This window comes from Fictibacillus phosphorivorans, assembly GCF_023715845.1.
In the GTDB taxonomy this organism is placed as follows: Bacteria; Bacillota; Bacilli; order Bacillales; family Fictibacillaceae; genus Fictibacillus; species Fictibacillus phosphorivorans_D.
In genome coordinates, this window is record NZ_JAMBOR010000026.1 from 12,814 (window position 1) to 37,535 (window position 24,722).

Genomic DNA, 24,722 nt, shown 5'->3' on the forward strand with positions numbered 1-24,722 from the left:
CTCCTTATTTAGAAATCTTTTCTGTTTCAATGACTTCTTCTTCACTTACATAATATCCATCATCGTATTCAAACGAACGATAGATCAATGTGCCGATAACACCGATACCACCTAGAATCGCCATCCACATCCAACCGAATACAAATCCGAAGCCAAGAATAAAGAAGAACGATCCCATGATAAACGGTACACCAGAATTGCTAGGCATGTGAATCTTTTTAATATCTTTAGCTGTTAGCTTCTCTACCTTGCCAGCTTGCTTCTGTCTCCAGAAATGGTCAAGGCCAGTAACCTCTGGAATTTTAGCAAAGTTATAGAATGGCGGCATTGCTGAAGGAGTTGACCATTCAAGTGTACGGCCATCCCAAGCGTCACCAGTTGTTTCACGCTTCGCAAAACGGAAGCTGTAGTACATGTTATAAACGAGTACTAAGAACGCGATACCCATCATGAATCCACCGACTGTAGAAAGCATGTTCAATGGACCCCAGCCAGACTCCTCGCTGTATGTGTACACACGTCTAGGCATACCATCAAGACCTAGGAAGTATTGAGGCATGAAACATACGTTGAATCCGATTGTAAACAACCAGAATACCCATTTACCAATACGTTCGTTCAGCTTGTAGCCAAACATCTTAGGGTACCAGTAGATTAATCCAGCAAAACATGCAAATACTGTACCAGCGATCAACACATAGTGGAAGTGAGATACTAAGAAGTATGTGTTGTGGTACTGATAGTCAGCAGCTGCCATGGCAAGCATGACACCTGTAACCCCACCGATTACGAAGTTCACTATAAAGCCAAGTGACCATAACATCGGTGTCGTAAATTGGATCTTACCTCTGTACATCGTGAACAGCCAGTTGAAGATCTTAACCCCTGTCGGTATACCGATCGCCATCGTTGTAATGGAGAATACAGAGTTAACGGCTGCACCTGAACCCATCGTAAAGAAGTGATGGACCCAAACCATGAAACTGTATCCTGCGATAAGAAGCATGGACCAGATCATCGCTTTATAACCAAACAATGTTTTTTTAGAGAATGTAGAAATAATTTCTGAGAACATACCGAATGCCGGCAGAATTACGATATATACCTCTGGGTGACCCCATAACCAGAAAAGGTTAGCCCAAAGCATATCCATCCCTTCACCTTGAAGGGTGAAGAAGTGACTTCCGAACAAGCGGTCAAATGACATAAGTGCAAGTGCTACCGTTAAAATCGGGAAAGCGAAAATAATGATAACCATTGTTACAAGTGATGACCATGTAAACATCGGCATACGGAACAATGTCATTCCCGGTGCACGCATTTTTAAAATCGTAACAAGGAAGTTGATCCCTGTTAACAGGGTACCGATACCCGCAATCTGCAGTCCCCACAAGTAGTAGTTCTGCCCAGGTCCCGGACTTAATTCGTTACTCGCAAGCGGCATGTAACTCGTCCAACCTGCTGATGGCGAACCACCGATAACGAAAGAGATATTAAACAGCATCGCTCCGATAAAGAACGTCCAGAAACTTACTGCGTTTAAATAAGGGTAAGCAACGTCACGAGCTCCGATTTGAAGCGGAACAACGACGTTAATTAAACCGATCAAGAACGGCATAGCCATGAAGATGATCATGATCGTACCGTGCGTTGTGAAAATCTCGTTATAATGCTGTGAATCTAGGAACTTCGCTTCAGGAATAGCGAGTTGAGTACGCATTAAGAGCGCATCCACACCACCACGGAAAAGCATAAGAACAGCAGAAACGATATACATGATACCGAGTTTTTTATGGTCAACTGTTGTAAGCCATTCTGTCCATAGCCATTTCCACTTTTTATATTTTGTTAAGTAAAACAGGATTCCCACCATTGTTAGGACAATGGAAACATCAGCCCCATAAATCAGCGGGTCGCCTGTTACGAAAAATTCATCCCATTTCATTTTAAGTTGCCTCCTCTGTTAATGGGCATGTGAATCCCCATGAGACTCTGATTCTTCTCGTTCTTCTTGCTTCTTTTTCTTCTCTTCTTCACGTCGTTCTTTCGCTTCTTTAGAGTGAGGAACAAGAGATTTATAACCTAATCGCTCACGAGCATCAAGCGCATAATCTGCTTGATCAGCATGATTAACGAATTTTAAATGAGTAGAAGAGAACGTCATTTCTTTCACGTGACCAGGTAGCATCAGCTTATCGTACTGCTCCTTCGAAAGTTTTGGAGCATCAGCTTTTGTTTCACTCGCCCACTTTTCAAACTCTTCATCAGACATAGCCATTACATCAAACGTATGGTCTGTAAAACCTTCTCCAGTAAAGTTGGCGTTACGTCCCTTATACGTACCAGACTCATTAGCCTGTAAGTAAAGCTCTGTCTCCATGCCAGCCATCGCATATTTTTGCCCGCCTAATTGAGGAATCCAAAATGATGCCATAGAATCAGCTGAAGTCAATTTAAAAAGAACTGGTCGATCTTCAGGGATATGAAGATAGTTTACTGTTTCAATGTCTTGCTCAGGGTAAGTAAAAACCCATTTCCAATCCACAGACGTTGCATGAATCACCAATGGTTTTTGATCTTTTGTCTCTGCAGGAGGTCCCTCAAGAGAATAGATTGTTTTAACCGTCGGTATGGATAGAGCAACAACAATAATAATAGGAATGATCCACCAAATCGTTTCAAGCAAATGACTTCCTTCATTATCAGGATCATAGCCCGTGTGATTTTTGCGGTCACGGTATTTATAAACAATAAAAGCTGTAAGCGCATATACGACTAGTAAGATAAATAACATAAACCAGATCGAATACATAATAAGATCCTTTTGTTCCTCACCAACAGGTCCTTTTGGATCTAAAACTACCATCTCGCTGCAGCCGCTCAGCATGAACACGGCCATCACTAACCCGATTGTAAAAAACGGCTTTAACCGTTGCATCACCAGGTCCACCTTCCTTTCTCTATTTAAAAGCATTTCTTTTCACCTTTTACTCAATCGAACCAAATGTGATTATAGTACATTGTGAAAAAAATCACAATGGATATCAAAGGCAAAACAAAAATCTAATAATCCTTTGCCTTCATAGTATCAGAATCGTTTTAAATATAGCTTGTCCCTTACCAAATGTCACGAGAACTTCAAATAAAGCTCACAAGTTTATCACAGTTTTGACATACAATGTTCACGAATTTGGAATAGCCTTCTTCTGTTGGCAAGATAAAAACTGGTTTAGAAAGCTTTATTTTCTATTTTTACCCTAAATGGAAAAGCTTCAACCTCTTAAATAGGAATATTTATAAAGAGCATAACATTATTCTTCGTCCTATAAAAAAAACAATCCTACCCTTAGGTAAGATCGTTTATTAGTTTTCTAATTAACTTATTAGGCACTTACCTCAACTTGATTTTCGCTATCATTGTAAACATCTGTATCAAGTTGTTTCTGCACTTTACTTGTTAACAATCCAGATGTCATTGCTCCACTCACATTAACTGCTGTTCGACCCATATCGATTAGTGGTTCCACTGAGATTAATAGACCGGCAAGTGCAATCGGAAGGTCCATCGCAGACAATACAAGGATCGCTGCAAATGTAGCTCCTCCCCCAACTCCTGCTACTCCAAACGAGCTAAGTGCTACAACGGCTACAAGCGTTAATAAGAATGAAGGTGATAGCGGATCGATTCCGACAGTCGGAGCGATCATAACGGCTAGCATTGCTGGGTAGATACCCGCGCATCCATTCTGACCGATCGATAGTCCGAATGAACCTGAGAAGTTGGCGATTCCATCAGGCACACCCATACTCTTTTGAGTACGGATATTTAATGGAAGCGCACCAGCACTCGTACGTGATGTGAAAGCAAACGACAGTACTGGGAATGACTTTTTCATATATGTGATTGGATTTAACCCAGCAAACGTTAATAGCAATAAGTGAATACCAAACATGATCAGCAATGCAACATAAGAAGCAATAACAAACTTACCAAGCTTCGCGATCGCACCCATGTCGCTAAGTGCTACGGTCTTCGTCATTAATGCCAACACTCCGTATGGTGTTAAGCGAAGAATCAGCGTAACAACACGCATAATCACTGCGTAAAAGGCATCTACTATCTTTGCAAAGAGTTCAGCGTGTTCTTCCTGTTTTCGTTTCACTCCAAGGTAAGCAACTCCTAAGAATGCCGCAAAGACAACAACAGCGATGGTTGATGTTGGTCTAGCTCCTGTAAAATCTAAAAACGGATTGGCTGGCAGCAAGGATAGAATTTGCTGTGGCAAAGTCAGGTCTTTTACTTCTTCAAAAGTACCTTCCATCTGTTCACCGCGAGCAGCTTCTGCGTCTCCTTGTTCGATCTGTACTGCTTCAAGATCAAACGCAACAGATGTCCCGATTCCGACAACAGCAGCAATTGCCGTTGTTCCTATAAGAATCCCGATGATCAATCCGCTTAATTTCCCGATGTTTCCTTTAAGATTTAAACGTGTAAATGCTGAAAGGATCGAAATGAACACAAGCGGCATGACGATCATTTTTAAGAACGTTACATAACCGCCGCCTACTAGATTGAACCAATCCGTTGATTTTGCAGCAACTTCAGAATCTGCACCATAGCCATACTGAAGCACTAAACCGAAAACAATCCCTAATCCAAGTCCTGTGAATACACGTTTTGAAAACGAGACGTGCTTTTTTTGCATGTAAAACAAAACACCTAAAAGTATAAGCATAATTGCAATATTCGATAAAACTAAGTAAGTAGTCACCTACAAGCCCCCCTTTAGTTAACTAAAATAAATTAATACAATAAAACCTATCTGTCAAGTAGGAATTACAAAAGGTATATAATTTGATCTCCGCCTCCCTTACAAAATAAAAAACTCACCACTTCTAATAAAGAAAGAGCGAGTCTTCGTGTGTTTGTGTCGTAGTCGTTAGATGATTATTCAGTTGTGTTTCAGATATATTCTGCACTGGAATAATTTATGCTCGTTTTTGTAGCAAATTCCTAGTAGCAGGTGCTATGGACTGGAGGTATACGTATGTAGGCTTATCTTGTATGTCTAAATATGACCGATCTAATGCAAATCATCTATATTACTTTCAACTCCTCTTCTTCTTTCCTTAGGATAAAAGTCACCATCAAAAAGAGGACTATTTTCCTGTAACCCTTAATAAATTGAATGGGGAAGAAGTCATGTTAAAGACGGGGGGAGTCATGAGATGACACTATACGGAACGATTGTCTTGATTCATATTCTTGCAGCCATTGTAGGTCTCGGTGCAAGCTTTGCGATGCCGGTCGTTACGAAATTCACAAAAACTGCAGAACAAGCTCGTTATGCCCTTGAGGTTAATGCAAAAATTGAAATCTTCCCGAAGATCGGAAGTTTAACCCTTTTGGCAACTGGACTTTTTTTGGGGTATTTAAATTCTGCACTTTTTAGTGAGGTTTGGTATATCTCTTCTCTTGTCATTTATGTTCTTGCTCAAATTCTGGTTATTGGCATCATTCCTAAGAAACAAAAACAAATGGGTGACATTCTTGCAGCACATGAGGGAGAAAAACTCCCTGAAGCTTATCGGGCTATTGATAAACAGCTTGATTCTTATAGGTATCTTTTGTACAGTCTAGCCGTTGTAATGATCATATTGATGGTAGTAAAACCTTTCTAGATACTCATAATTTCTCTTCTCTCCGGATACAATACGGTGAAAAGAGACGAGGAGTTGAAAAACACATGGCACGCGGAAAAGAATTTGAACATAAGAAAAAGGGCCATCCAGGTCGCTTTCCTGATAATACTCTACAGAACAGACTTGTCCAAAAAAGTGACGAGACGGATTCTACAAACTTAGTCACAAAAGAAGCTTTTAAAAACCGCGCTGATGAACAAGAGTAAAACAAGATGGCACTCATGGAATATTTCTCCTTGGGTGCTTTTTCATTGCCCCGATTCAACATACACCTATTGAGTTCCTTCCCCATTCAATACTATAATCAAGAAGGTACACATTACTGACAGAAAAGGTGTTATATAGATGAGTATTTTAACAGTACAAGGATTGAGTCACGGTTTTGGTGACCGTGCCATTTTTAATGATGTTTCTTTCCGTCTTCTAAAAGGAGAGCACATCGGTCTGATCGGTGCAAACGGTGAAGGTAAATCTACCTTTATGAATATTATTACCGGCAAGTTGAAGCCAGATGAAGGAAAAGTGGAATGGGCGAAAAAAGTCCGCGTTGGTTACCTCGATCAGCACACTGTTCTTCAAAAAGGCATGACAATCCGCGACGTGTTGAAGAGTGCGTTTCAATACCTGCTCGACATGGAAACAGAAATGAACGCTATGTATGAAAAAATGGGTGAAGCTACACCTGAAGAACTGGAGAAAATGCTTGAGGATGTAGGTGTCATTCAAGATACGTTAACGAATAACGATTTTTATGTAATTGATGCAAAAGTAGAAGAAATCGCACGTGGTCTTGGACTTGATGATATCGGTCTTGATCGCGATGTTCACGATCTGAGCGGCGGACAGCGTACGAAAGTATTGCTTGCGAAACTTTTATTAGAAAAACCAGAAATTTTGTTGCTGGATGAGCCGACAAACTATCTGGATGAGCAGCATATCGAATGGCTGAAGCGTTATCTACAAGAGTACGAGAACGCGTTTATCTTAATTTCACATGACATTCCCTTCTTAAATAGCGTAATCAACTTGATTTATCACATGGAAAATCAAGAGTTGAACCGTTATGTCGGTGACTACGATCACTTTAAATCGGTATATGAGATGAAAAAATCTCAGCTCGAAGCTGCATTTAAGCGCCAGCAGCAAGAAATCGCCGGCTTAAAAGATTTCGTAGCCCGCAACAAAGCGCGTGTTTCAACGCGTAACATGGCGATGTCCCGTCAGAAGAAACTTGATAAGATGGAAGTCATTGAACTGGCAAAAGAAAAGCCGAAGCCAGAGTTCAACTTCAAAGAGGCCCGAACGCCAAGCAAGCTGATCTTTGAAACGAAGGATCTCGTGATCGGTTATGATGAACCATTATCAAAACCATTAAACCTGCGTATGGAACGCGGTCAAAAAATAGCATTAGTCGGGGCGAACGGTATTGGTAAAACCACATTACTCCGCAGTATTTTAGGAGAGATCAAGCCTGTTTCCGGCTCCGTAGAACGCGGTGAGAATCTGGAGATTGGTTATTTCGAACAAGAAGTAAAATCTGCGAACTACAACACATGTATCGAAGAGATCTGGAATGAGTTCCCTGGCTTCTCTCATCATGAAGTTCGTGCCGCTCTAGCGAAGTGCGGATTAACTACCAAACATATCGAGAGTAAAGTGGAAGTTCTGAGCGGAGGCGAAAAAGCTAAAGTTCGCTTATGTAAATTGGTGAATCATGAGAATAACGTATTAGTACTCGATGAGCCTACAAACCATTTGGATGTTGAGGCAAAAGACGAGCTGATGCGTGCGCTTAAAGCCTTTAAAGGCAGCGTGCTTTTGATCTCCCATGAACCTGAATTTTATAAAGAAGTAGCAAATGAAGTCTGGAATTGCGAAAGCTGGACAACAAAAGTGTTTTAAATCGGTATCGTGCCCTCATCAAATGATGGGGGACTTTTTTAATTAGGTCTAATTTGAGATTATTAGGTCTTCTTTCTAGGTCTCTCGAATTTTGGACGCCCGCTCCTCCTCCACAAAAAAACACCTCCTGCCCAATGGCAAGATATGTTACATTTTACTTTTCAAGCTCTTCCACAAGCAGCGATAGTTCTTCCCAGCGTTCCATCGTCGTTTCAAGCTCTGTCTCTACTTTTTTCTGTTCTGCATACAGCTCGCTGATCCGCCCAAAATCACTGCCAGCGGCTACGATTTCAGCTTCAATCTGCTCTTTTTTCTCTTCAAGCGCCATGATGCGGTCTTCAATCGTGTCCCATTCCTGCTGCTCTTTATAAGATAGCTTTTTCCGCTTTTCTTTTCGCGGCGGATTGGCATTACTTTCAGCTCTCTCAGACACGACTGCACTTGCTTTAACAGAAGCTGCAAGCTCATCACGCTCTTTTTTCTCTTCCATATAATCGGAGTAGCTGCCCTGGAACCTGACGACCTTACCCTCACCTTCGAATGCAAGCAGATGATCTACTACACGATCTAAGAAATAACGATCATGCGATACGGTTAAAACCACACCTGGGAAGTTTTCCAGATACTCTTCTAAAATACTAAGCGTCTGAATATCCAAGTCATTCGTCGGCTCATCCAAAAACAGGACGTTCGGTTCTTCCATGAGCACCTTCAGCATATATAGTCTTCGTTTCTCCCCGCCCGAAAGTTTGCGGATGTATGTGTATTGCATATATCGCGGAAAAAGGAATCGTTCCAGCATCTGTTCGGCTGTAATGGTTTGACCGTCCACTGTAGTGATAACTTGTGCGGTTTCTTTTATATAATCGATCATGCGAAGATTTCCATCGAATTCATCATGATCTTGTGTATAATAGCCGATTTTAACAGTTTCCCCGACTTCAACTGAGCCTGAATCAGGTGTCATTCTGCCTGCCAGCATATTAAGCAAAGTCGTTTTCCCACTTCCGTTCGGACCGATGATTCCTAGACGCTCCCCGGGAACGATCAAGTAATCCAATCCATCAACAAGCTTCTTATCATCAAAGCTCTTCGTTAATGCTTGTACTTCAATAACTTTTTTGCCAAGGCGCTGGGATCCGATCGCAAATTCAACCTTACCTTTTGAAGCTGGACCCGTTTCTTCCTGCAGACTCTCTACCCTCTGGATACGAGCTTTTTGTTTAGTCGTACGAGCTTTGGCGCCGCGACGCAGCCAAGCTAATTCGCGTCTCAATGTATTTTGGCGTTTATCTTCATTCTGCAAAGCTAGCTCTTCACGCTCTGCTTTTTTCTCTAGATACGTTTCATAATTGCCTTCGTATACATAGAGTTTTCCGTTATCCAGTTCAAAAATGTGATTCGTTACGCGGTTTAAGAAATAACGGTCATGGGTAACCATTAACAGTGAACCTTTATACCCAGCTAAGAAAGTTTCAAGCCATTCTACCGTCTCATTATCAAGATGGTTCGTCGGCTCATCCAGAATTAGAAGATCAGCTGGCTGAATCAATGCTTTTGCGATAGCAACACGTTTTTTCTGCCCGCCGCTCAAGAACTTCACTTGTCTTGAAAAATCCCGCAGACCCAGTTTTGTTAAAACCGTTTTTGCAACTGTGTTCGCTTCCCAAGCTTCTTCCGCGTCCATTTTTTGCTGGCTATTCATTAACCGTTGCAGCTTTTTCTCATTGGCAGGATCAGCTTCAAGATCGAGCAGAGCTTGCTCATACTCACGCATCGTTCGCATAATGGTGGAATCGCCATAGTAGATCTGTTCCAAGATGGAAAGTTCTTCGTCGAGCTCAGGTTCTTGGGCGACGTATTCAATCTTGAACTGGTTAGCGTGAGTGATGCTCCCCTTTTCGGCGGGGTCCAAACCTGCAAGAGCTTTTAGCAGAGAAGACTTTCCCGTACCGTTCGGACCGATCAGACCGATTCTTTGTTTTTCGCTGATTGAAAAAGAGATTTTATCAAAGAGCGTTTTCTCTCCATAGGTTTTATATAAATTTTCGACTAGTAAAATACTCAAAACACAATCATTCCTTAAGGTAAAATTCTTATTTACTATTGTAGCTTAACCGCGTCAGATTAGCATCTTTGGGTTATAGTTTGGGTTTTTTCTTAATCTTTGTTATAGTGAGAAACATGTTCTGAAAAGGAGTGGGCACGTTTTTTGCTCAAAACGGATGCCGCTATTTTCTATTTTTTCGGCTTAGGCTTTTATCTTGTTGTTGATGCCGGTACCTATTTTCCGGCAATGTTTTGTATGCGTTTTTTCACCGCGCTTTTGACTTCAAGTTTTTTTGTCACTCCTCACAAGCTCTTTTTGCACAAAAAGCTCTAGTTTTTATACAACCTATCAATTTTTTCATAAACTTGTTATCCGTTGAGCAAACTAACATGACCCATTTCATGAAAAAAGAAAAGGAGAGATTTTTTTACATGCAGACAGGAGTTATTATTTCTTTAGTCATTTACATGGCCGGTATGCTTTATATTGGGTACTGGGCATATAAGAAAACAAATGATCTATCTGATTACATGCTCGGAGGAAGAGGGCTTGGACCAGCTGTAACAGCATTATCCGCCGGTGCTTCTGACATGAGTGGATGGATGATGATGGGGATTCCTGGTGCCATGTTTACAGATGGTATTAGCAGTCTATGGATTACCGTCGGATTAGCGGTTGGAGCTTACTTGAACTATATCCTTGTTGCTCCTAGACTTCGTACGTATACCGAGGTTGCCGATGATTCAATCACTATTCCTGACTATCTTGAAAATCGTTTCAATGACAAGAAAAAGATCTTACGTATTGTTTCAGGTCTCGTAATTATTATTTTCTTTACTCTTTATAGCTCTGCAGGCCTCGTTTCAGGTGGTAAGCTTTTTGAAAGTGCGTTTGGCATGGACTATACAACTGGAATGCTTTTAACTGGAGCAGTTGTTGTTGCTTATACACTTTTCGGTGGGTTCCTTGCTGTCAGCTGGACGGACTTTGTTCAAGGGTGTATTATGTTTATCGCTCTAATTATTGTTCCAATCGTCGCATTTACTGACATAGGTGACACGCAAACTGTAATCGACACAGTACGCGGTGTTGATCCATCACTTCTAAACCTAACAAAAGGACTTACGACACTAGGGTTAATTTCATTATTAGCATGGGGATTAGGTTACTTTGGTCAACCGCATATCATTGTTCGTTTTATGGCCATTACATCGGTAAAAGATATTAAAAAAGCACGCAGAATCGGTATGACCTGGATGATAATCTCACTAATCGGTGCTGGTTTAACAGGATTTATCGGGGTAGCTTGGTTTGCAAAAGCAGGCAGAAAATTAGCTGATCCGGAAACAGTTTTCATCGAATTTGCTAATCTGTTGTTCCACCCGCTTATTACAGGGTTCTTATTAGCGGCGATCTTAGCTGCGATTATGAGTACGATCTCATCACAGCTTCTCGTTACATCTTCATCTGTAACAGAAGACTTCTTTAAGCAGTTTTTCAAAAAAGACGCCACTCAAAAACAATTAGTTTTGATAGGTAGAATCTCAGTATTAACGGTTGCTGTAATCGCAACATTGCTTTCACTCAATCCAAGTGATACCATCCTTAGCCTTGTTGGTTATGCATGGGCAGGTTTCGGTTCTGCATTCGGACCACTTGTTCTCCTATCTTTATTCTGGAAACGTATGACCATGTGGGGAGCTTTAGCAGGTATCATCGTTGGTGCTGTTACGGTTCTAACTTGGGTACAATTCCCGGATTTAAAAGAACAAGTATATGAAATGATTCCAGGGTTCTTCCTAAGTGCCCTTGCTATCATCTTAGTAAGTATCTTTACAAAAGATCCTTCACAAAAAGTACAGAACCAATTTGATGATATGGAAGACACATTAGATGAAGTAAAATAATCGATAGAAAAAAGCGTTCCTGATCTTGCAGGAGCGCTTTTTTAATATTTGTATGATGTTATCATTTGTCGCAAGATGTCGACTCGTGGTTATTTAAATTTTAACGTGGGATAATCACTGTTTTTCGTGAGATTATTAAAATTAAGCCAGGAATAACCGCTTTTAACGTGGGATTCCTTGATTTAAAGTGAGAAACCCTTATTATTTTTTACCAGTCGTTTCGTAGTTTTTAATTCATTTATATCAGACACACCAATTCCAAACATGGCCGCTCTTAGTTCAAACTCAATCCGTTCCATCTGTAAAATCAAAGCTTCTGCATCTTTCTTTACCGCTGACTGAAGCAGACTTCGGCCAAATCCAGCAAGATCGGCACCTAGAGCCAATGTTTTCGCTGCATCTACCCCATTCTTTAATCCTCCGCTCGCAATTACAGGAATCACTTTTGAAACTCCCCTGACACCTTCTATACTTTCCGATGTCGGAAGACCCCAGTCTAGAAAAGCTTCAGCTGCTTTTTTCCGTTCATCATCCTCGGAACGATAACTCTCTACCTGAACCCAAGAGGTACCACCTGCTCCAGCCACATCAATAAAATGAACACCAGCTGAAATCAGCCGCTCCGCCGAATGTTTATCAATTCCCATCCCTACTTCTTTCACACCAACAGGAACAGGCATGTTTACAATTAGTTTTTCAATCTTGCTTAACAAATGAGAAAAGTCCGTATCACCCTCTGGCTGAAACACCTCTTGCAGTGTATTTAAGTGAAGCACGATCGCGTCCGCTTCAGCGATTTCGACCGCTCGCTTACACTCCTCCAGCCCATACTCATAATTCAGCTGTACAGCACCGATGTTTGCAATAACGGGGATGTCAGGAGCAAACTTTCTAATTTGAAAAGTGTGAGCAAGTTCTTTTTTCTCCACAGCCGCTCTCATGGATCCTAGCCCAATTGCCCAGCCTCTCTCCTGTGCCGCTTCGGCCAAGTTCTGATTAATCTTAAACGCCGTTTCCGTACCGCCTGTCATCGAACTGATCAAAAAGGGAGTCTTCATCGGTTTTCTTAAAAAAGAAGCAGATAGTTCCACATCCTCAAAAGATAGTTCAGGCAATGCATTGGGTATAAAACGAAAGTTCTCTAACCCTGTAGTAATATTCTTTCCCTCAACATCTTCATGAAGGCTGATCCTGATATGCTCTGTTTTCCGTTTCTCTGTGAGATCCTTAGGTTGATCCATGCTTTTATCCTCCCTTCTTGCAGTGTTATTCCTATCTTCCCGCAAAATCCATACCCTTACACTTTACATCTTCTGAAACGCTCACGCTAGGGGGGACTGTCCCCCAACAATTTATTTCCCGCACCAAAAACGAGCAAACACCCGATAGAAATGCTCCATTCTCGACTACTTACATAACTCATTTCATTTTTGTTCTTCAGAAATCAATATTCAGATACCACCTCATTATCATTTGTGTTAAACTACCAATTAAAATAAATATTAGGGGTGTTGTTTGTATGGAGATCAGACTGCTCACACCAGAGGATGCTGAGGCTTACTGGGAGATGCGCCTTGAAGCATTAAAGAATCATCCTGAAGCCTTTGCAACAAGTTATGAAGAAGCACTTGAACGCGAAAATCCAATTGAACAGACGGCCAACAGACTTAAAGTGGACGGTGATTTTACGTTTGGAGCATTTCAGGAAAATTCCCTGATCGGTTCCGTAACCTTAGTCCAAGACAAGATCACAAAGATGAAGCATCGCGCACACATATTCGCTATGTATGTGAAACCCGAACACCGCCACTCTGGAGCCGGGAACGCCCTAGTTAAAGCTGCGATTAACCATGCAAAACAGATACCTGACCTTTTGAAACTTAATTTAACCGTGGTCTCTAGCAATGAAAAAGCCAAGGCACTCTACAGCTCACTAGGCTTTACGACATATGGAAAAGAAGAGAAAGCACTTAGAGTGAATGAGACCTATTATGATGAAGAGTTAATGGTCCTTTTCCTTAAATGAACCTTTAAACGCACCAAAAAAGCCTGCAATTCATATGCAGGCTTTTATTACTTATTCTTATCTTTTGAATGATCATGTTCAAGATAGTCTTCTTCTTGATTTCGCGGTTTTTTCTTTCTAGTCTGCCGTACGATTAGTATCACAATAATGACGATTAACAATAAGCTGACGTTCAAGAAGCCGCCTAAAAAACGAAAAATATCCGCCATAAAGTTATCCATGCTGCTTCACCTCTTTACAGCATTTTCCCCTTTTTTGCATGTTTTAAACCGTCTCTTCTTCAAACGAGCTGATTAAAGGAAGCGAGACACTGACTTTTGTACCTTTTCCAATCTTGCTCGTGTACTCCACTTTTCCACCCATGGATTCAATAATACGAATAGATACCATCGTACCTAATCCCGTTCCTTGCTGCTTCGTTGAAAAGAACAGAGATCCGATTCGGGATAGCTGTTCTTTTGACATACCTTTTCCTGTATCCCTTACGATAACCTTGACTTGTTCCCCGTCAGGAACAAGCTTAATGGATACACGTCCTTCTTTCGGAGTAGCCTCAACGGCGTTCTTTAAGATATTGATCAACGCCTGTTTTAACTGGTTTCGGTCTGTCGTAATCTTTACATCCGTTGCAATCGAGTGCGAAAGAGTAATCCCGTCTTTTAAAGCATACGGATTTAATAAAATACTTAGTTCTGTTACTAATTCAGCGATTGAAAAGGTTTCAATCTTTTTAAACTCTGGTTTGGCAAAATTCAAATAATCACTTATGATGCTTTCTGCTCTGCTTAATTCACTCAAAATCAAAGGATAGTAATGCTTATGCCTTTCATCTTCACCTTCCATCAGCTGAAGAAATCCTTTCACTACCGTCAATGGATTCCGAACTTCATGCGCGATAGATGCCGCTAGTTCTCCAAGTGTATGTTGTTTCTCAGAGCGACGAATCTCATCCTTCATTAAGTTTCTCTCGATGACAGCTTCATTTAGGATGGAACCAAACACGACGGCCAATATTTGAATAATCCCAAAAACAGCTATGTATAAATAGATTTCTTGATCCACCTTTATTGTTTTACCATTCATGTATAGATAGGTTACAAGTATTAATAATTGGACGATAGCAGGCCATAACCCGGCTAAGATTGATATGTAAATTCTTTTTCGGGGAGCAAATCTCCAGAAATACTTGTAAAGCATGAAAGGGACAATACAGGCTACAAATGCACTTATGTATGCTAAGTAGAGTGTTTCTCCATCCATTGCTGTTCTAGTTGCTAAAAGGGCCGTTAATGTAATTATCCCTGAGATCGGACCGCCATAAAAAATAGAAAGCACTAAGGGAACATAGCGTAAATCCCAATATAGACCTGAATCCATGTAGGCAAAATACATGCAGAGTGAAGCAGATACACCATATAGAACGCCCAAAAAGTATGGTGATTTTCCTATCTTTTTACTCTCAAACAAAAAGCTATAGCTAAGTACCGGTGCAATAACAATCAATACATGCAAAAGCAGCTTTTCAATGATCATTTTTTACTCCCTGCTCATAATGGCTTGTTTACTATAATTACGACAAAAAAAGGGAGATTCCTTCAAGAATCGCCCAAAATAGTGACAAAAACGTCGTTTTCATAAGACCAAAGTTTTAATTTGGTCTCCACTAAGCTTCCTGTTTCAACTGACTGTTATATAAAGAATGGTAAAATCCTTTATGATTTAATAATTCCTCATGGGTTCCTTTTTCCAAGATTCCGCCATTATGAAGAACGAGAATCTGGTCAGCTTGCTGAATCGTGTTTAATCTGTGAGCGATAACAAAACTCGTTCTGCCTTTCATCAATCTCTGTAAAGCTTCTTGAATTTTTACCTCTGTTATCGTGTCAATACTGCTCGTAGCCTCATCTAGAATCAATAATGAAGGATTAGCAAGGATAGCACGCGCGATGGATAGTAGTTGTTTCTGCCCTTGGCTGATTCCGCTTCCTTCTTGATTTAAAATCGTCTTATAGCCTTTTGAAAGCTTTTGAATAAACGAGTGGGCATTTGCCAGTTTTGCAGCTTCAATAACTTCTTCATCAGTAGCATCCAGTTTTCCATAACGGATGTTGTCGAATATAGAACCTTCAAACAAGAAAGAATCCTGCAGCACAAAAGCCATATGGCTCCTTAGGCTGCTTCGTTTTACATTCTTAATATCATGACCGTCGATTAAAATCTGTCCTGTATCGGCATCATAAAAACGCGAAAGTAGATTTACGACGGTTGTTTTCCCTGCTCCTGTCGGTCCAACGAGAGCGACCGTTTCACCTTCTGTTACTGAAAAACTTAGGTCGGATACGGTTTGATCGTCACCTTCATAGGAAAAAGAAACATCCTTGAATTCTACATTCCCTTTTACGGCCGAGAGTTCGATCGCATCATCTTCATCTCTTTCTTCTTGCGACTCATCTAGAACATCAAAGACTCTCTCCGCACCGGCAACAGCAGAAAGAAGTGTATTAAACTGATTGGCGAGGTCATTCAATGGTCTCGTAAACTGTCTGGAGTACTCCACAAAGATCACGATTACCCCGATTGAAACTTTGCCATTCAAAGCCAAAACCCCACCTATTCCGGCGATTAAAGCGAAACTTCCGTTGTTGAGCACGTTCATGAGCTTCGGAATAAATCCAGAGAAGGTTTGAGCCCAATAGCCAGACTCTTTCAATCTTTCATTTTTCACCATGAATTCTTCAATGACTCTCTTTTCCTGAGAAAATGATTTAACAATACGCTGACCCGAAGTGATCTCTTCTATATATCCGTTGATTTCACCAAGGTTTCTTTGCTGCTCCTTAAATCTCACACCCGTTCTTTTCGTGATCCATTTCAGTCCAAGGACCATAAGAGGAACGATGGAAAGGGAAATGATCGTCAAGACCGGACTTAAATAGATCATGACAGCAATTGTGCCAATGAGCGTCAGAATACTTGAAAACACCTGGATAAATGAACTGTTCAGTGTGGAGCTGACGTTTTCAATATCATTGGTTACACGGCTCATCAGTTCTCCATGCTGCCTCTTATCAAAAAAAGAAATCGAAAGTCTATGGAACTGTTTGAACAGATCATTCCTCATTCGATACACCGTCTGTTGAGCAATGCCGATCATCCAATAGTTTTGCAGCCAGATCGATAAAGAGTGTCCGACAAAGACAAAGATCAGACCGATCAACAATTTCGTCAGTCCATCTGTATGATTTTCAACAATATAGGTATCGATCGCGATCCCGATCAGAAATGGACCAAGCAAACTTAATGCAGAGCTTATGATCACCATAAGCAGTACTAAGCTTAATAGCCATTTTTGGTTCGAAAAGTAGCTTCCGATTCTCTTTACCGTACTTGCCCAATTTTTTGGTTTTACCTTTTCTCCGAACAAATGATTATGTGGATGAGGTCTGTTTGAACCCTTTGACATGCTGGAAACCCTCCTCCCCAAACTGTGATTGAACGATCTTGACATACAGCGGTGACTTTTCAAGTAGTTCAGCATGCGTTCCCCATGCTTCTATACGGCCATCATCTAACAGTAAGATGTGGTCGGCTTCCATCGCCGTACTGATTTTTTGTGTAATGATAAACGTTGTACAGGAATACTTTCTTAACGCTGCCAATAGCTTAGCTTCCGTTTTCAAATCAAGCGCACTCGTACTATCATCGAGCATTAATATTTTCGGTTTTCTCACTAATGCACGTGCGATGGACAAGCGCTGTTTTTGCCCTCCTGAAAGGTTCACGCCCCTCTGTCCTACACGTGTTTCATACTGATCAGGTAATTTTTCAACCGTTTCATGTATTTGGGCATCTTTGGCGGCTTGAACCACCTCTTCTTGAGACGCACCTTCTTTTCCCCAGCCAATATTTTCAGATACCGAGCCTGTAAAAAGCACCGCTTCCTGCGGAACAACACCTATTCCTTTTCGAAGGGAGTCGATCGGATATTCCTTTACATTGCGGTTATCGACGAGTACTTCTCCATCCGTTACGTCATATAAACGAGGAATGAGTTGAAACAACGAGGTTTTTCCTGAACCTGTCGAGCCGAGAATCGCTAATGTTTCGCCTGCCTTCACGGAAAAAGAGAGATTTTGCAGTACGGACGAATCGCTCTCTGGATATTTAAAAGAAACATTTTTAAATATTACGTCTCCTTTTTCAATACGTAATGATTGATCGGTATCCACTGATTCAATGAGATCGATCTCGGTGTCCAGCACTTCTCCAATACGCTGAGCAGATGCTTTCGCACGTGAAAACGCCATAATAATAAAGGATATAATGGTTAAAACGGATGAGATGCGGAAGGAATAATTCACAATCGCAACCACTTCCCCCACTTCAATAGCCCCTAAGTTCACTTGCCTGCTTCCGAACCAAAGGATAGCTAAAATTCCCATGTTCATGACCAAAAGCAAAACAGGAATAGAAACTTCGATTAAACGAAGTGAGGATACCGTCTTCACTTTTAGATCATCACTTGCTTTTTCAAAACGTGTTGATTCAAAGTCTCTTCGCAAAAAGGCTTTGATCAGTCTCATTCCCATCAAGTTTTCTCTCATTACCCGGTTTACACCATCGAGTCTGTCCTGCACATCACGAAACATAGCCCCTGCCGTTCGAAGCACCCAGCTTAAGAAAAAAAGAAGAAAAGGAAGTGCGACTACCAAAACCATAGCAAGCTTCCAATTGACGATGAGCGACATAATGACCCCGCCTGCCAAAAGCAACGGTGCTCTTAGCATAATCCTCAAACTCATAAAGACCGTATTCTGAAGCTGAGTGACATCATGGGTCATTCTTGTAATCAGCGAAGATGCCGGAAACTTATTAAAGTTCACGAAAGAAAAAGCTTGGACTTTTTCAAACACCCGTCGCCTGATATCGAACCCGTATCTCTGACTGACATGAGCGGAGAAGAAGGAATTGGCGATCCCTGCAGCAAAAGCAACAAGAGCCAGCCCTAACATCACTGCACCCCAATACTTCACAACATCCAGGTCACCTTTTAAGATGCCCTCATCAATGATCCTAGCCATGATCAAAGGCTGTATGAGTTCGACTGCTAACTCTGAAAGCGTCAGGAAAAGAGCAGCCGCTATAGCCAACCGGTACGTTTTTAAATAAGAAAATACTTTCCACATAAATTGATCCCCCGAACTCCCTAGATGTTTAACGAACTTAACAATCTACTATTATTTTATCCTTTTTCTCAAAAATATTTAACTATTTCGACTTCTTATCCTATTTTTTTTATGGATACACTGATGCTTATTGAAAGAATTGATTTCCGTTCAAGGCTGCTCGCTTGTGTGCGGTGACCCCCCTCGCCGCTTCGCGACATTGAGTGGTCTCACTTGCCCCACTCTTCCTGCAGGAGTCTTGCACCTTAGGCTCCCTTCAAATAGCATAAGATGAAAAAATAATATAAAACACCAAGCTTTCAAAAAATAAAAAGAAAACCCGCTATTGTAAATTTAGCGGGTTTGTTCGGTCTGATCTTTTTCTCCGTTTACTTCTATTTCTGTTTCTTTTGGCCATGTTTTCACGTGGTCCGTTTCCAAGATACCCATCGTAACGTCCCCGATATCAGTATCTTCTAAAAGTTTATCTCGTACACGGAACTTAATGTCATCGGCATCTGCTAAGGTGAACCCTTCTTTTAGCTCAATATAGCTCTCCACATGATATCTTCTTCCTTCTTGAAGAATTCTAAGTTCTTTAATATCCACGACATCCTTATCAGACAAAATCGTTTCTGCAATTCTGTCCTCTACCACTTTTGGTGCAGCCACTCCAATCAGTCCTCTTGTGTTCTCAATACCAAGTTTAAACGCAACAACCACAAGCAGGATACCGATCAGCAACGTTCCGATTCCATCCAGAATATAAGCACCCGTTAGATCAGCAAGAAGAATTGAGATCAGTGCTAACGCGGCACCAGAAGTCGCAATCAGATCCTCATAAAACACAAGACGAGTTGGCGGTGCAGCCAAGCTAACATTTTTAAATGACTCTTTAACGATTCCTAATCCCGTAGCTTCGCTTCTTGTCTCATGTACAATCTCTTTCATCGCCTTAATCAAAATAAAACCGTCAACTAAGATAGCAAGAATCATGATACCGATGTTCAGCAATAAATTTGTGGATGGATGCGGGTCTTGAATGAGCTTCCATCCTTTTAATATCGTTTCGTAGGCCATGATCGAAACAACGATGACTGCCACTAAGACAAATAAGTTCACGACACGGCCAAATCCCGCTGGGTATTTATCAGTCGGTTCTTTTTCCGAAAGAGCACTTCCGAAAAAGACAAAGGCCTGGTTCAAGGCATCAGCTGCTGAATGAAGAGTGGTCGCAAACATCGCACCACTTCCACTAACTGCGGCTGCAATCCCTTTTGCTATAGCGAGTACCGTGTTTCCTAATGCAGCAATGCCGGACGATTTGTTTCCTTTTTTAAGTAGTTCAATCAAAGGTATGCCTCCACTCCTGTTTAATGTCTTTTTATAAGAATTCCTGAAAATACAAGAAATTAAACTTAAACCATACCAATTAAAAAACAGGCCGCAAAATGCAGCCTGTCTCTCGTTCGATTGACTATGAAACTTTTTCTTCCTTGTTTCCTTCTGCTTCCTTATATCCACCTTCCCAATACTCAGCATTCTTAATGCCCAGTTTAGTGGAATCGAATACTGGATCAAGTCCTGCTTTCTTTTGTTGCTCATAGTCTTTTAAAACAGCTAATGCTGGTTTAGCCAGAATCAATATGGCAATTAAGTTCAGCCAAACCATAACACCAAGACCGAGATCTCCGAGTGCCCAAGCTAGGCTAGCCGTTTTAACAGCTCCATAATACGTAGTTCCTAACAGTACGATTTTTAGCAAGAACATCGGAATTCTGTTATTACGCCCCCGCATGAGATAAGCAATATTTGTCTCAGCGATATAGTAATAAGCCATAATGGTAGTAAATGCAAAGAAAAATAGGGATACAGCGACAAACCCAGAACCGAAACCAGGCAGGACAGATTCAATCGCTTCTTGCGTAAAGGCAGTCCCTGCTTCAACCCCAGGAATGTTTTCAACAATAAAATTGCCTTCTGCTTCATTTTGAACATTATACATTCCAGTAAAGAGAATCATAAAGGCGGTTGCAGTACATACGAGCCAAGTATCAATATATACAGAGAAGGCTTGCACCAAACCTTGCTTCGCTGGATGTGAAACTTCTGCAGCTGCAGCCGGATGAGGTCCCGAACCTTGTCCTGCTTCATTGGAATAGATTCCACGCTTAACGCCCCACATGATCGCAGAACCCACAATTCCCCCAAATGCAGAATCAAAAGAGAATGCACTTCTGAAAATAAGCGAAAACACTTCAGGAATCTGTGTAAGATGGAAAGCCACAATAATTAATGAAACGAGTACATATCCAATCGCCATGAACGGAACCACATATTGTGCTACGTTTGCGATCCGTTTTACACCACCAAAAATAATGGTACCTAAAATGAGTATTAAGAAAATACCCGTAACGACTGGACTAATATTAAATGCGTTTTCCATTCCAGCAGCAATTGAGTTAGACTGGATACCAGGCATTAAAAGAGCCATCGCTGCTAGAGCCGATACAGCAAAAATGATTCCATACCACTTCCAGCCAATTCCCTTTTCAATATAATACGCAGGACCACCACGATACTCGCCGTCCTGTTTAACTTTATAAACCTGAGCAAGCGCTGATTCAACAAAAGCACTGGATGCACCGATAAACGCGATCATCCACATCCAGAAAACCGCACCCGGTCCCCCAAAACCGATCGCAGTTGCAGTACCGGCAATATTACCTGTTCCTACTCGACCTGATAACGCGATTGCTAAAGCTTGGAACGAAGATACCCCGGCTTTAGAACTTTTACCTTCCAGCATTAGTTTAATCATTTCTTTGAAGTGCCTGACTTGCAAAAACCTTGTTAAAAGAGAAAATAATAGCCCGACGCCCAAACAAAAATAAATCATTGGCTGACTCCAAAGAATCCCAACTAAATCTCCTACAAACGTTTCAAAGCTGTTCAAAACTTTACCCCCTTGTATTTGACTGAAAATTTACTCTATTTGTAATTATAAAATAAATCATATACGATTACAAATTGTGACAGGTTTCATCACTTAGGTATTTTCTATTATTAAATGAAAAGAAATCAGAAAACAAGATAAAATTCTTTCCAGTATGGACATTTGTATCTTTAGTAACGTACAAGTTACTAGTTGAATCCCAATAACAGTCATTTCTCTAGTAGAATATATTCGAATATGTACACATAAAAAAACCAGCTTTTAGATTCAGCTGGTTTGGTTTTACTGAGACTTATTAACGATTGTCTTTAACTTTGATTTTCGGATTATCTGGTTGATCACTTCTGAGAATACGAGCCCTATAGCGATGGACCCAGATATCATAAAAGCTTTTGCTGCCAGATTTATAGCCAGATTGTAATCATTCTGCACGAAATTTCTCATCGCATTATAGGAGATACCACCCGGAACAAGGGGAATAATACCTGCAACACTGTAGATGATAACAGGCGTTTTATACTTTTTAGCAAAATATTGTGAGGCAATCGCGATGGAGAAAGCTGCGATCACCGTTGCAAGTACCATATCCACCCCATTAGTCTCTAAGAGAAAATATAAAATCCAACCGACCATTCCAACTAGGCCGCAATGAAATAAAGAGCGTTTCGGCCCATTAAAAATGATAACGAAAGCCGCCGACGCGATAAAACTCGTGATAAGCTGTTCAATAATCGTCATCGTGACGCTCCTTTCTATAACAATGAAAATGTAACGGCAATCCCAGCCCCGATGGCAAAGGCAGTCAGGAAGGCGTCAGCACCTTTTGCGAGCCCAGATATGAGATGACCTGCCATCAAGTCACGCACTGCATTTGTGATCAAAAGACCCGGTACGAGCGGCATCACCGATCCTATAATAATCTTATCTAGTTCTCCACCTATTCCGATTGAAACAAAAAAGAGAGCCTGTAAGCCTATTAAAAGGGAGGCCGAAAACTCGGAGAAAAATTTAATCGGTACGAGCTGATGAAAATAGAGGAGAGAAAGAAAACCTAAACCGCCCGTGACGAAAGCCGGAAAAAAGTCTCCCCAGTTCCCTTGGAACATGATTAAAAAACAGCCAGATGAAATCGCAGCTGCAAGAACATGCACCCAAAGCGAATACGGTGAACCAGACTCACTAATCTTCTTTAATTCCTTATATGCTTCCTCGATCGTGTACTCGCCAGCACTTATTTTACGGGAGATTCCATTAACATTCGCTACTTTTTCTAAGTCTGTCGTCCGTTCGATAATGCGAATCAGCTTGGTTTTCGTAGGTTCGTTTCCTTCAACAGAAAAAAGTATACCTGTCGGTGTTACATAGGGGTGAGATTGTTTGGCACCAAAAGAAGCTGCAATGCGCATCATCGTATCCTCGACTCGATACGTTTCCGCTCCGCTTTGCAGCATAATTTTACCTGCCAATAAACAAACCGCCATTATGTCATATGTTTCTTGTTTTTCCATCTCCATTACGCATACTCTCCAATTTCGTACTTACCTTCATTCTACCCAAAATGTAACAATTAATATTTTTACAGTTTAACTGATTGGCGTATAGACGGCAATGAAGTTGAACAAGTTTACAAATGTTACTAGAATAAACTTAACCGTTCGATTTACCATACACATCAAATAGATAGCTGAAAGGATCCTTTCGATCAGATTTTTTTCGTATAAAACCCTTACTTTCGTGCAAGGCGATCGGGAATGATGAGAGTATAATAATTGTTCCGCACAAGAAAATCAAACTCATGATACCTGTTAGAATAACCATGATTTATTCCTCCTTTTACTTTATAAGCAGAGGATAATTTATGAAACGCGTTTCAAAGCAAGAAAAATCTTTTTAGAAAAGAAGGACTGAGTATGGCAAATATAAAAGATGTCGCAAAAATGGCCGGAGTATCAGTGACTACTGTTTCACGTGTCCTTAACGATTATCCCTATGTGAGTGCCGAAAAAGCGGAAGCCGTAAGAAAAGCGATGGAGGAATGCAACTATCAGCGGAATATCAATGCGGTACATTTAAGTAAAGGAAAAACCTTTTTAGTAGGCGTGGTAGTTCCTTTCTCAAACCATCCCTATTTTGGGCTGCTTATCGATGGAATAGCAAATGCTGCTCTCACGCATAACTACAAGCTTGTTTTGATCCAAACGAATTATGAAGAAGAAAAAGAGATTGAAGCGTTGACCATGCTTAAGAATAAGCAAATCGATGCATTAATCATCTGTTCGCGGATATGCGACTGGAAGGCAATCAAGGATTTCACTCAGTACGGACCAATCGTTCTTTGTGAAGACGCACGAGAAAAGGAGGTTTCTTGTACGTTCGTTGACCATTATAAAAGTTTTTCTATCGCTTTAGATTATCTTCATAAAAAAGGACATTCGCGGATTGGGTATTGTATCGGAAGAAAATCGGGAACAAACAGTAAACAAAGACATTCAGCTTATGTTAATTTTTTAAAGGAAAACTCCTTGTCCTTCCATTCAGATTTCATATTTTCAGGGTGTTTTAATTTTGAAGACGGAGTGAAAGTTGTGACCGAATTCGTGCAGATGAAGGAGCGGCCGACAGCACTTTTAGTCACGAGTGATCAGGTGGCAGCAGGTATATTAACTTGCTGCAAAGAACAAGGCATTTTTATTCCTGAAGACTTAGCGATTATGGGGTTCGATAACCAGCCCATTTCAAAAGTGATGCATATTACTACACTAGAAATCCCGCTCGTAGAAGTCGGTCGGAAGCTATTTCATCAAGCCATGGATGGAGAGCGTGTTACACATGAGGAGATTCCTGTTAAGTTAATTGAGCGGGAGACGGTATGAGAATGAGCGAACTCAACATGATTGAGTTCGTTTTTTGTGGTTTTTTTACGGTACGTGTTCTTTTATTTATTACACGTTCGCTCTAGCCTTGGCCAGTTTCGCTCAGAATTGTTGTCGAACCGCCGTTATTTGCGTTTCTT

The 24,722-nt window shown here is 41.0% G+C and carries 21 protein-coding genes; 7 read left to right on the plus strand and 14 right to left on the minus strand.

All coding sequences use genetic code 11. The features are described from left to right. Positions 1-4: 4 nt before the first annotated feature. The 3 genes from qoxB to M3206_RS16535 all read right to left on the minus strand — a co-directional run bounded on the left by qoxB (position 5) and on the right by M3206_RS16535 (position 4,736). A complete protein-coding gene (gene qoxB, locus M3206_RS16525; RefSeq protein ID WP_251313612.1) occupies positions 5-1,945 on the minus strand; it encodes a cytochrome aa3 quinol oxidase subunit I in 1,941 nt (646 codons plus the stop codon). An 18-nt stretch (positions 1,946-1,963) separates the two neighbouring features. Then, positions 1,964-2,941 (minus strand): cytochrome aa3 quinol oxidase subunit II, encoded by a 978-nt coding sequence (gene qoxA / locus M3206_RS16530; protein WP_251313613.1) that lies wholly within the window; start codon positions 2,939-2,941, stop codon positions 1,964-1,966. Between the two features lie 442 nt (positions 2,942-3,383). Next, positions 3,384-4,736, minus strand: a complete 1,353-nt coding sequence (locus M3206_RS16535; protein ID WP_285877008.1) for an L-cystine transporter — start codon at positions 4,734-4,736, stop codon at positions 3,384-3,386. 493 nt (positions 4,737-5,229) lie between these two features. Between M3206_RS16535 and M3206_RS16540 the strand changes: the two genes are divergently transcribed. From M3206_RS16540 to M3206_RS16550, 3 genes are all read left to right on the plus strand, one after another. After that, positions 5,230-5,682 carry a DUF2269 family protein gene (locus tag M3206_RS16540; RefSeq protein WP_251313615.1) on the plus strand — a complete coding sequence of 151 codons (453 nt, stop codon included), beginning with the start codon at positions 5,230-5,232 and terminating at the stop codon, positions 5,680-5,682. Between the two features lie 65 nt (positions 5,683-5,747). Next, positions 5,748-5,909, plus strand: a complete 162-nt coding sequence (locus M3206_RS16545) for a hypothetical protein (RefSeq protein WP_251313616.1) — start codon at positions 5,748-5,750, stop codon at positions 5,907-5,909. A gap of 139 nt (positions 5,910-6,048) precedes the next feature. Beyond that, positions 6,049-7,605: an ABC-F family ATP-binding cassette domain-containing protein gene (locus M3206_RS16550; protein ID WP_251313617.1), complete on the plus strand. Its 1,557-nt coding sequence runs from the start codon at positions 6,049-6,051 to the stop codon at positions 7,603-7,605. A gap of 154 nt (positions 7,606-7,759) precedes the next feature. Here the strand turns inward: M3206_RS16550 and M3206_RS16555 are convergent, their stop codons facing one another. Next, a complete protein-coding gene (locus M3206_RS16555; RefSeq protein WP_251313618.1) occupies positions 7,760-9,673 on the minus strand; it encodes an ABC-F family ATP-binding cassette domain-containing protein in 1,914 nt (637 codons plus the stop codon). Positions 9,674-9,817: 144 nt separating this feature from the next. On the opposite strand from M3206_RS16555, the gene M3206_RS16560 reads away from it, so the two are divergent. Together M3206_RS16560 and putP are read left to right on the plus strand one after the other, a co-directional pair. After that, a complete protein-coding gene (locus M3206_RS16560; protein ID WP_251313619.1) occupies positions 9,818-9,988 on the plus strand; it encodes a hypothetical protein in 171 nt (56 codons plus the stop codon). A 98-nt stretch (positions 9,989-10,086) separates the two neighbouring features. Then, positions 10,087-11,562, plus strand: a complete 1,476-nt coding sequence (putP, locus tag M3206_RS16565) for a sodium/proline symporter PutP (protein ID WP_251313620.1) — start codon at positions 10,087-10,089, stop codon at positions 11,560-11,562. Between the two features lie 182 nt (positions 11,563-11,744). Here putP and fni read toward each other — a convergent pair whose 3' ends face one another. Then, entirely contained in the window at positions 11,745-12,803 is a 1,059-nt protein-coding gene (gene fni, locus M3206_RS16570; protein WP_251313621.1) for a type 2 isopentenyl-diphosphate Delta-isomerase, read from the minus strand. Between the two features lie 278 nt (positions 12,804-13,081). Between fni and M3206_RS16575 the strand changes: the two genes are divergently transcribed. Then, positions 13,082-13,588, plus strand: a complete 507-nt coding sequence (locus tag M3206_RS16575; protein ID WP_251313622.1) for a GNAT family N-acetyltransferase — start codon at positions 13,082-13,084, stop codon at positions 13,586-13,588. A gap of 47 nt (positions 13,589-13,635) precedes the next feature. On the opposite strand, the gene M3206_RS16580 is transcribed toward M3206_RS16575, so the two are convergent. The 9 genes from M3206_RS16580 to M3206_RS16620 form a co-directional block, all read right to left on the minus strand. Further along, positions 13,636-13,809: a hypothetical protein gene (locus M3206_RS16580; RefSeq protein ID WP_251313623.1), complete on the minus strand. Its 174-nt coding sequence runs from the start codon at positions 13,807-13,809 to the stop codon at positions 13,636-13,638. A 43-nt stretch (positions 13,810-13,852) separates the two neighbouring features. Beyond that, positions 13,853-15,121, minus strand: a complete 1,269-nt coding sequence (locus M3206_RS16585; RefSeq protein WP_251313624.1) for an ATP-binding protein — start codon at positions 15,119-15,121, stop codon at positions 13,853-13,855. Between the two features lie 130 nt (positions 15,122-15,251). After that, positions 15,252-17,051 carry an ABC transporter ATP-binding protein gene (locus M3206_RS16590; RefSeq protein ID WP_251313625.1) on the minus strand — a complete coding sequence of 600 codons (1,800 nt, stop codon included), beginning with the start codon at positions 17,049-17,051 and terminating at the stop codon, positions 15,252-15,254. Beyond that, positions 17,017-18,774: an ABC transporter ATP-binding protein gene (locus M3206_RS16595; RefSeq protein ID WP_251313626.1), complete on the minus strand. Its 1,758-nt coding sequence runs from the start codon at positions 18,772-18,774 to the stop codon at positions 17,017-17,019. The genes M3206_RS16590 and M3206_RS16595 overlap by 35 nt, the downstream gene beginning before the upstream one ends. Positions 18,775-19,107: 333 nt before the next feature. Then, on the minus strand, positions 19,108-20,112 hold the full coding sequence (locus M3206_RS16600) for a cation diffusion facilitator family transporter (RefSeq protein WP_251313645.1): 1,005 nt from the start codon (positions 20,110-20,112) through the stop codon (positions 19,108-19,110). 118 nt (positions 20,113-20,230) lie between these two features. After that, positions 20,231-21,652 (minus strand): alanine/glycine:cation symporter family protein, encoded by a 1,422-nt coding sequence (locus M3206_RS16605; RefSeq protein ID WP_251313646.1) that lies wholly within the window; start codon positions 21,650-21,652, stop codon positions 20,231-20,233. 339 nt (positions 21,653-21,991) lie between these two features. Next, positions 21,992-22,447, minus strand: a complete 456-nt coding sequence (locus tag M3206_RS16610) for a threonine/serine exporter family protein (protein WP_251313627.1) — start codon at positions 22,445-22,447, stop codon at positions 21,992-21,994. 14 nt (positions 22,448-22,461) lie between these two features. Next, positions 22,462-23,223, minus strand: coding sequence for a threonine/serine exporter family protein (locus M3206_RS16615; protein WP_251313628.1), 762 nt, complete (start codon positions 23,221-23,223; stop codon positions 22,462-22,464). A 133-nt stretch (positions 23,224-23,356) separates the two neighbouring features. Beyond that, on the minus strand, positions 23,357-23,527 hold the full coding sequence (locus M3206_RS16620) for a hypothetical protein (protein ID WP_251313629.1): 171 nt from the start codon (positions 23,525-23,527) through the stop codon (positions 23,357-23,359). Between the two features lie 92 nt (positions 23,528-23,619). On the opposite strand from M3206_RS16620, the gene M3206_RS16625 reads away from it, so the two are divergent. After that, on the plus strand, positions 23,620-24,582 hold the full coding sequence (locus M3206_RS16625; RefSeq protein ID WP_251313630.1) for a LacI family DNA-binding transcriptional regulator: 963 nt from the start codon (positions 23,620-23,622) through the stop codon (positions 24,580-24,582). The last annotated feature ends 140 nt before the right edge of the window (positions 24,583-24,722 follow it).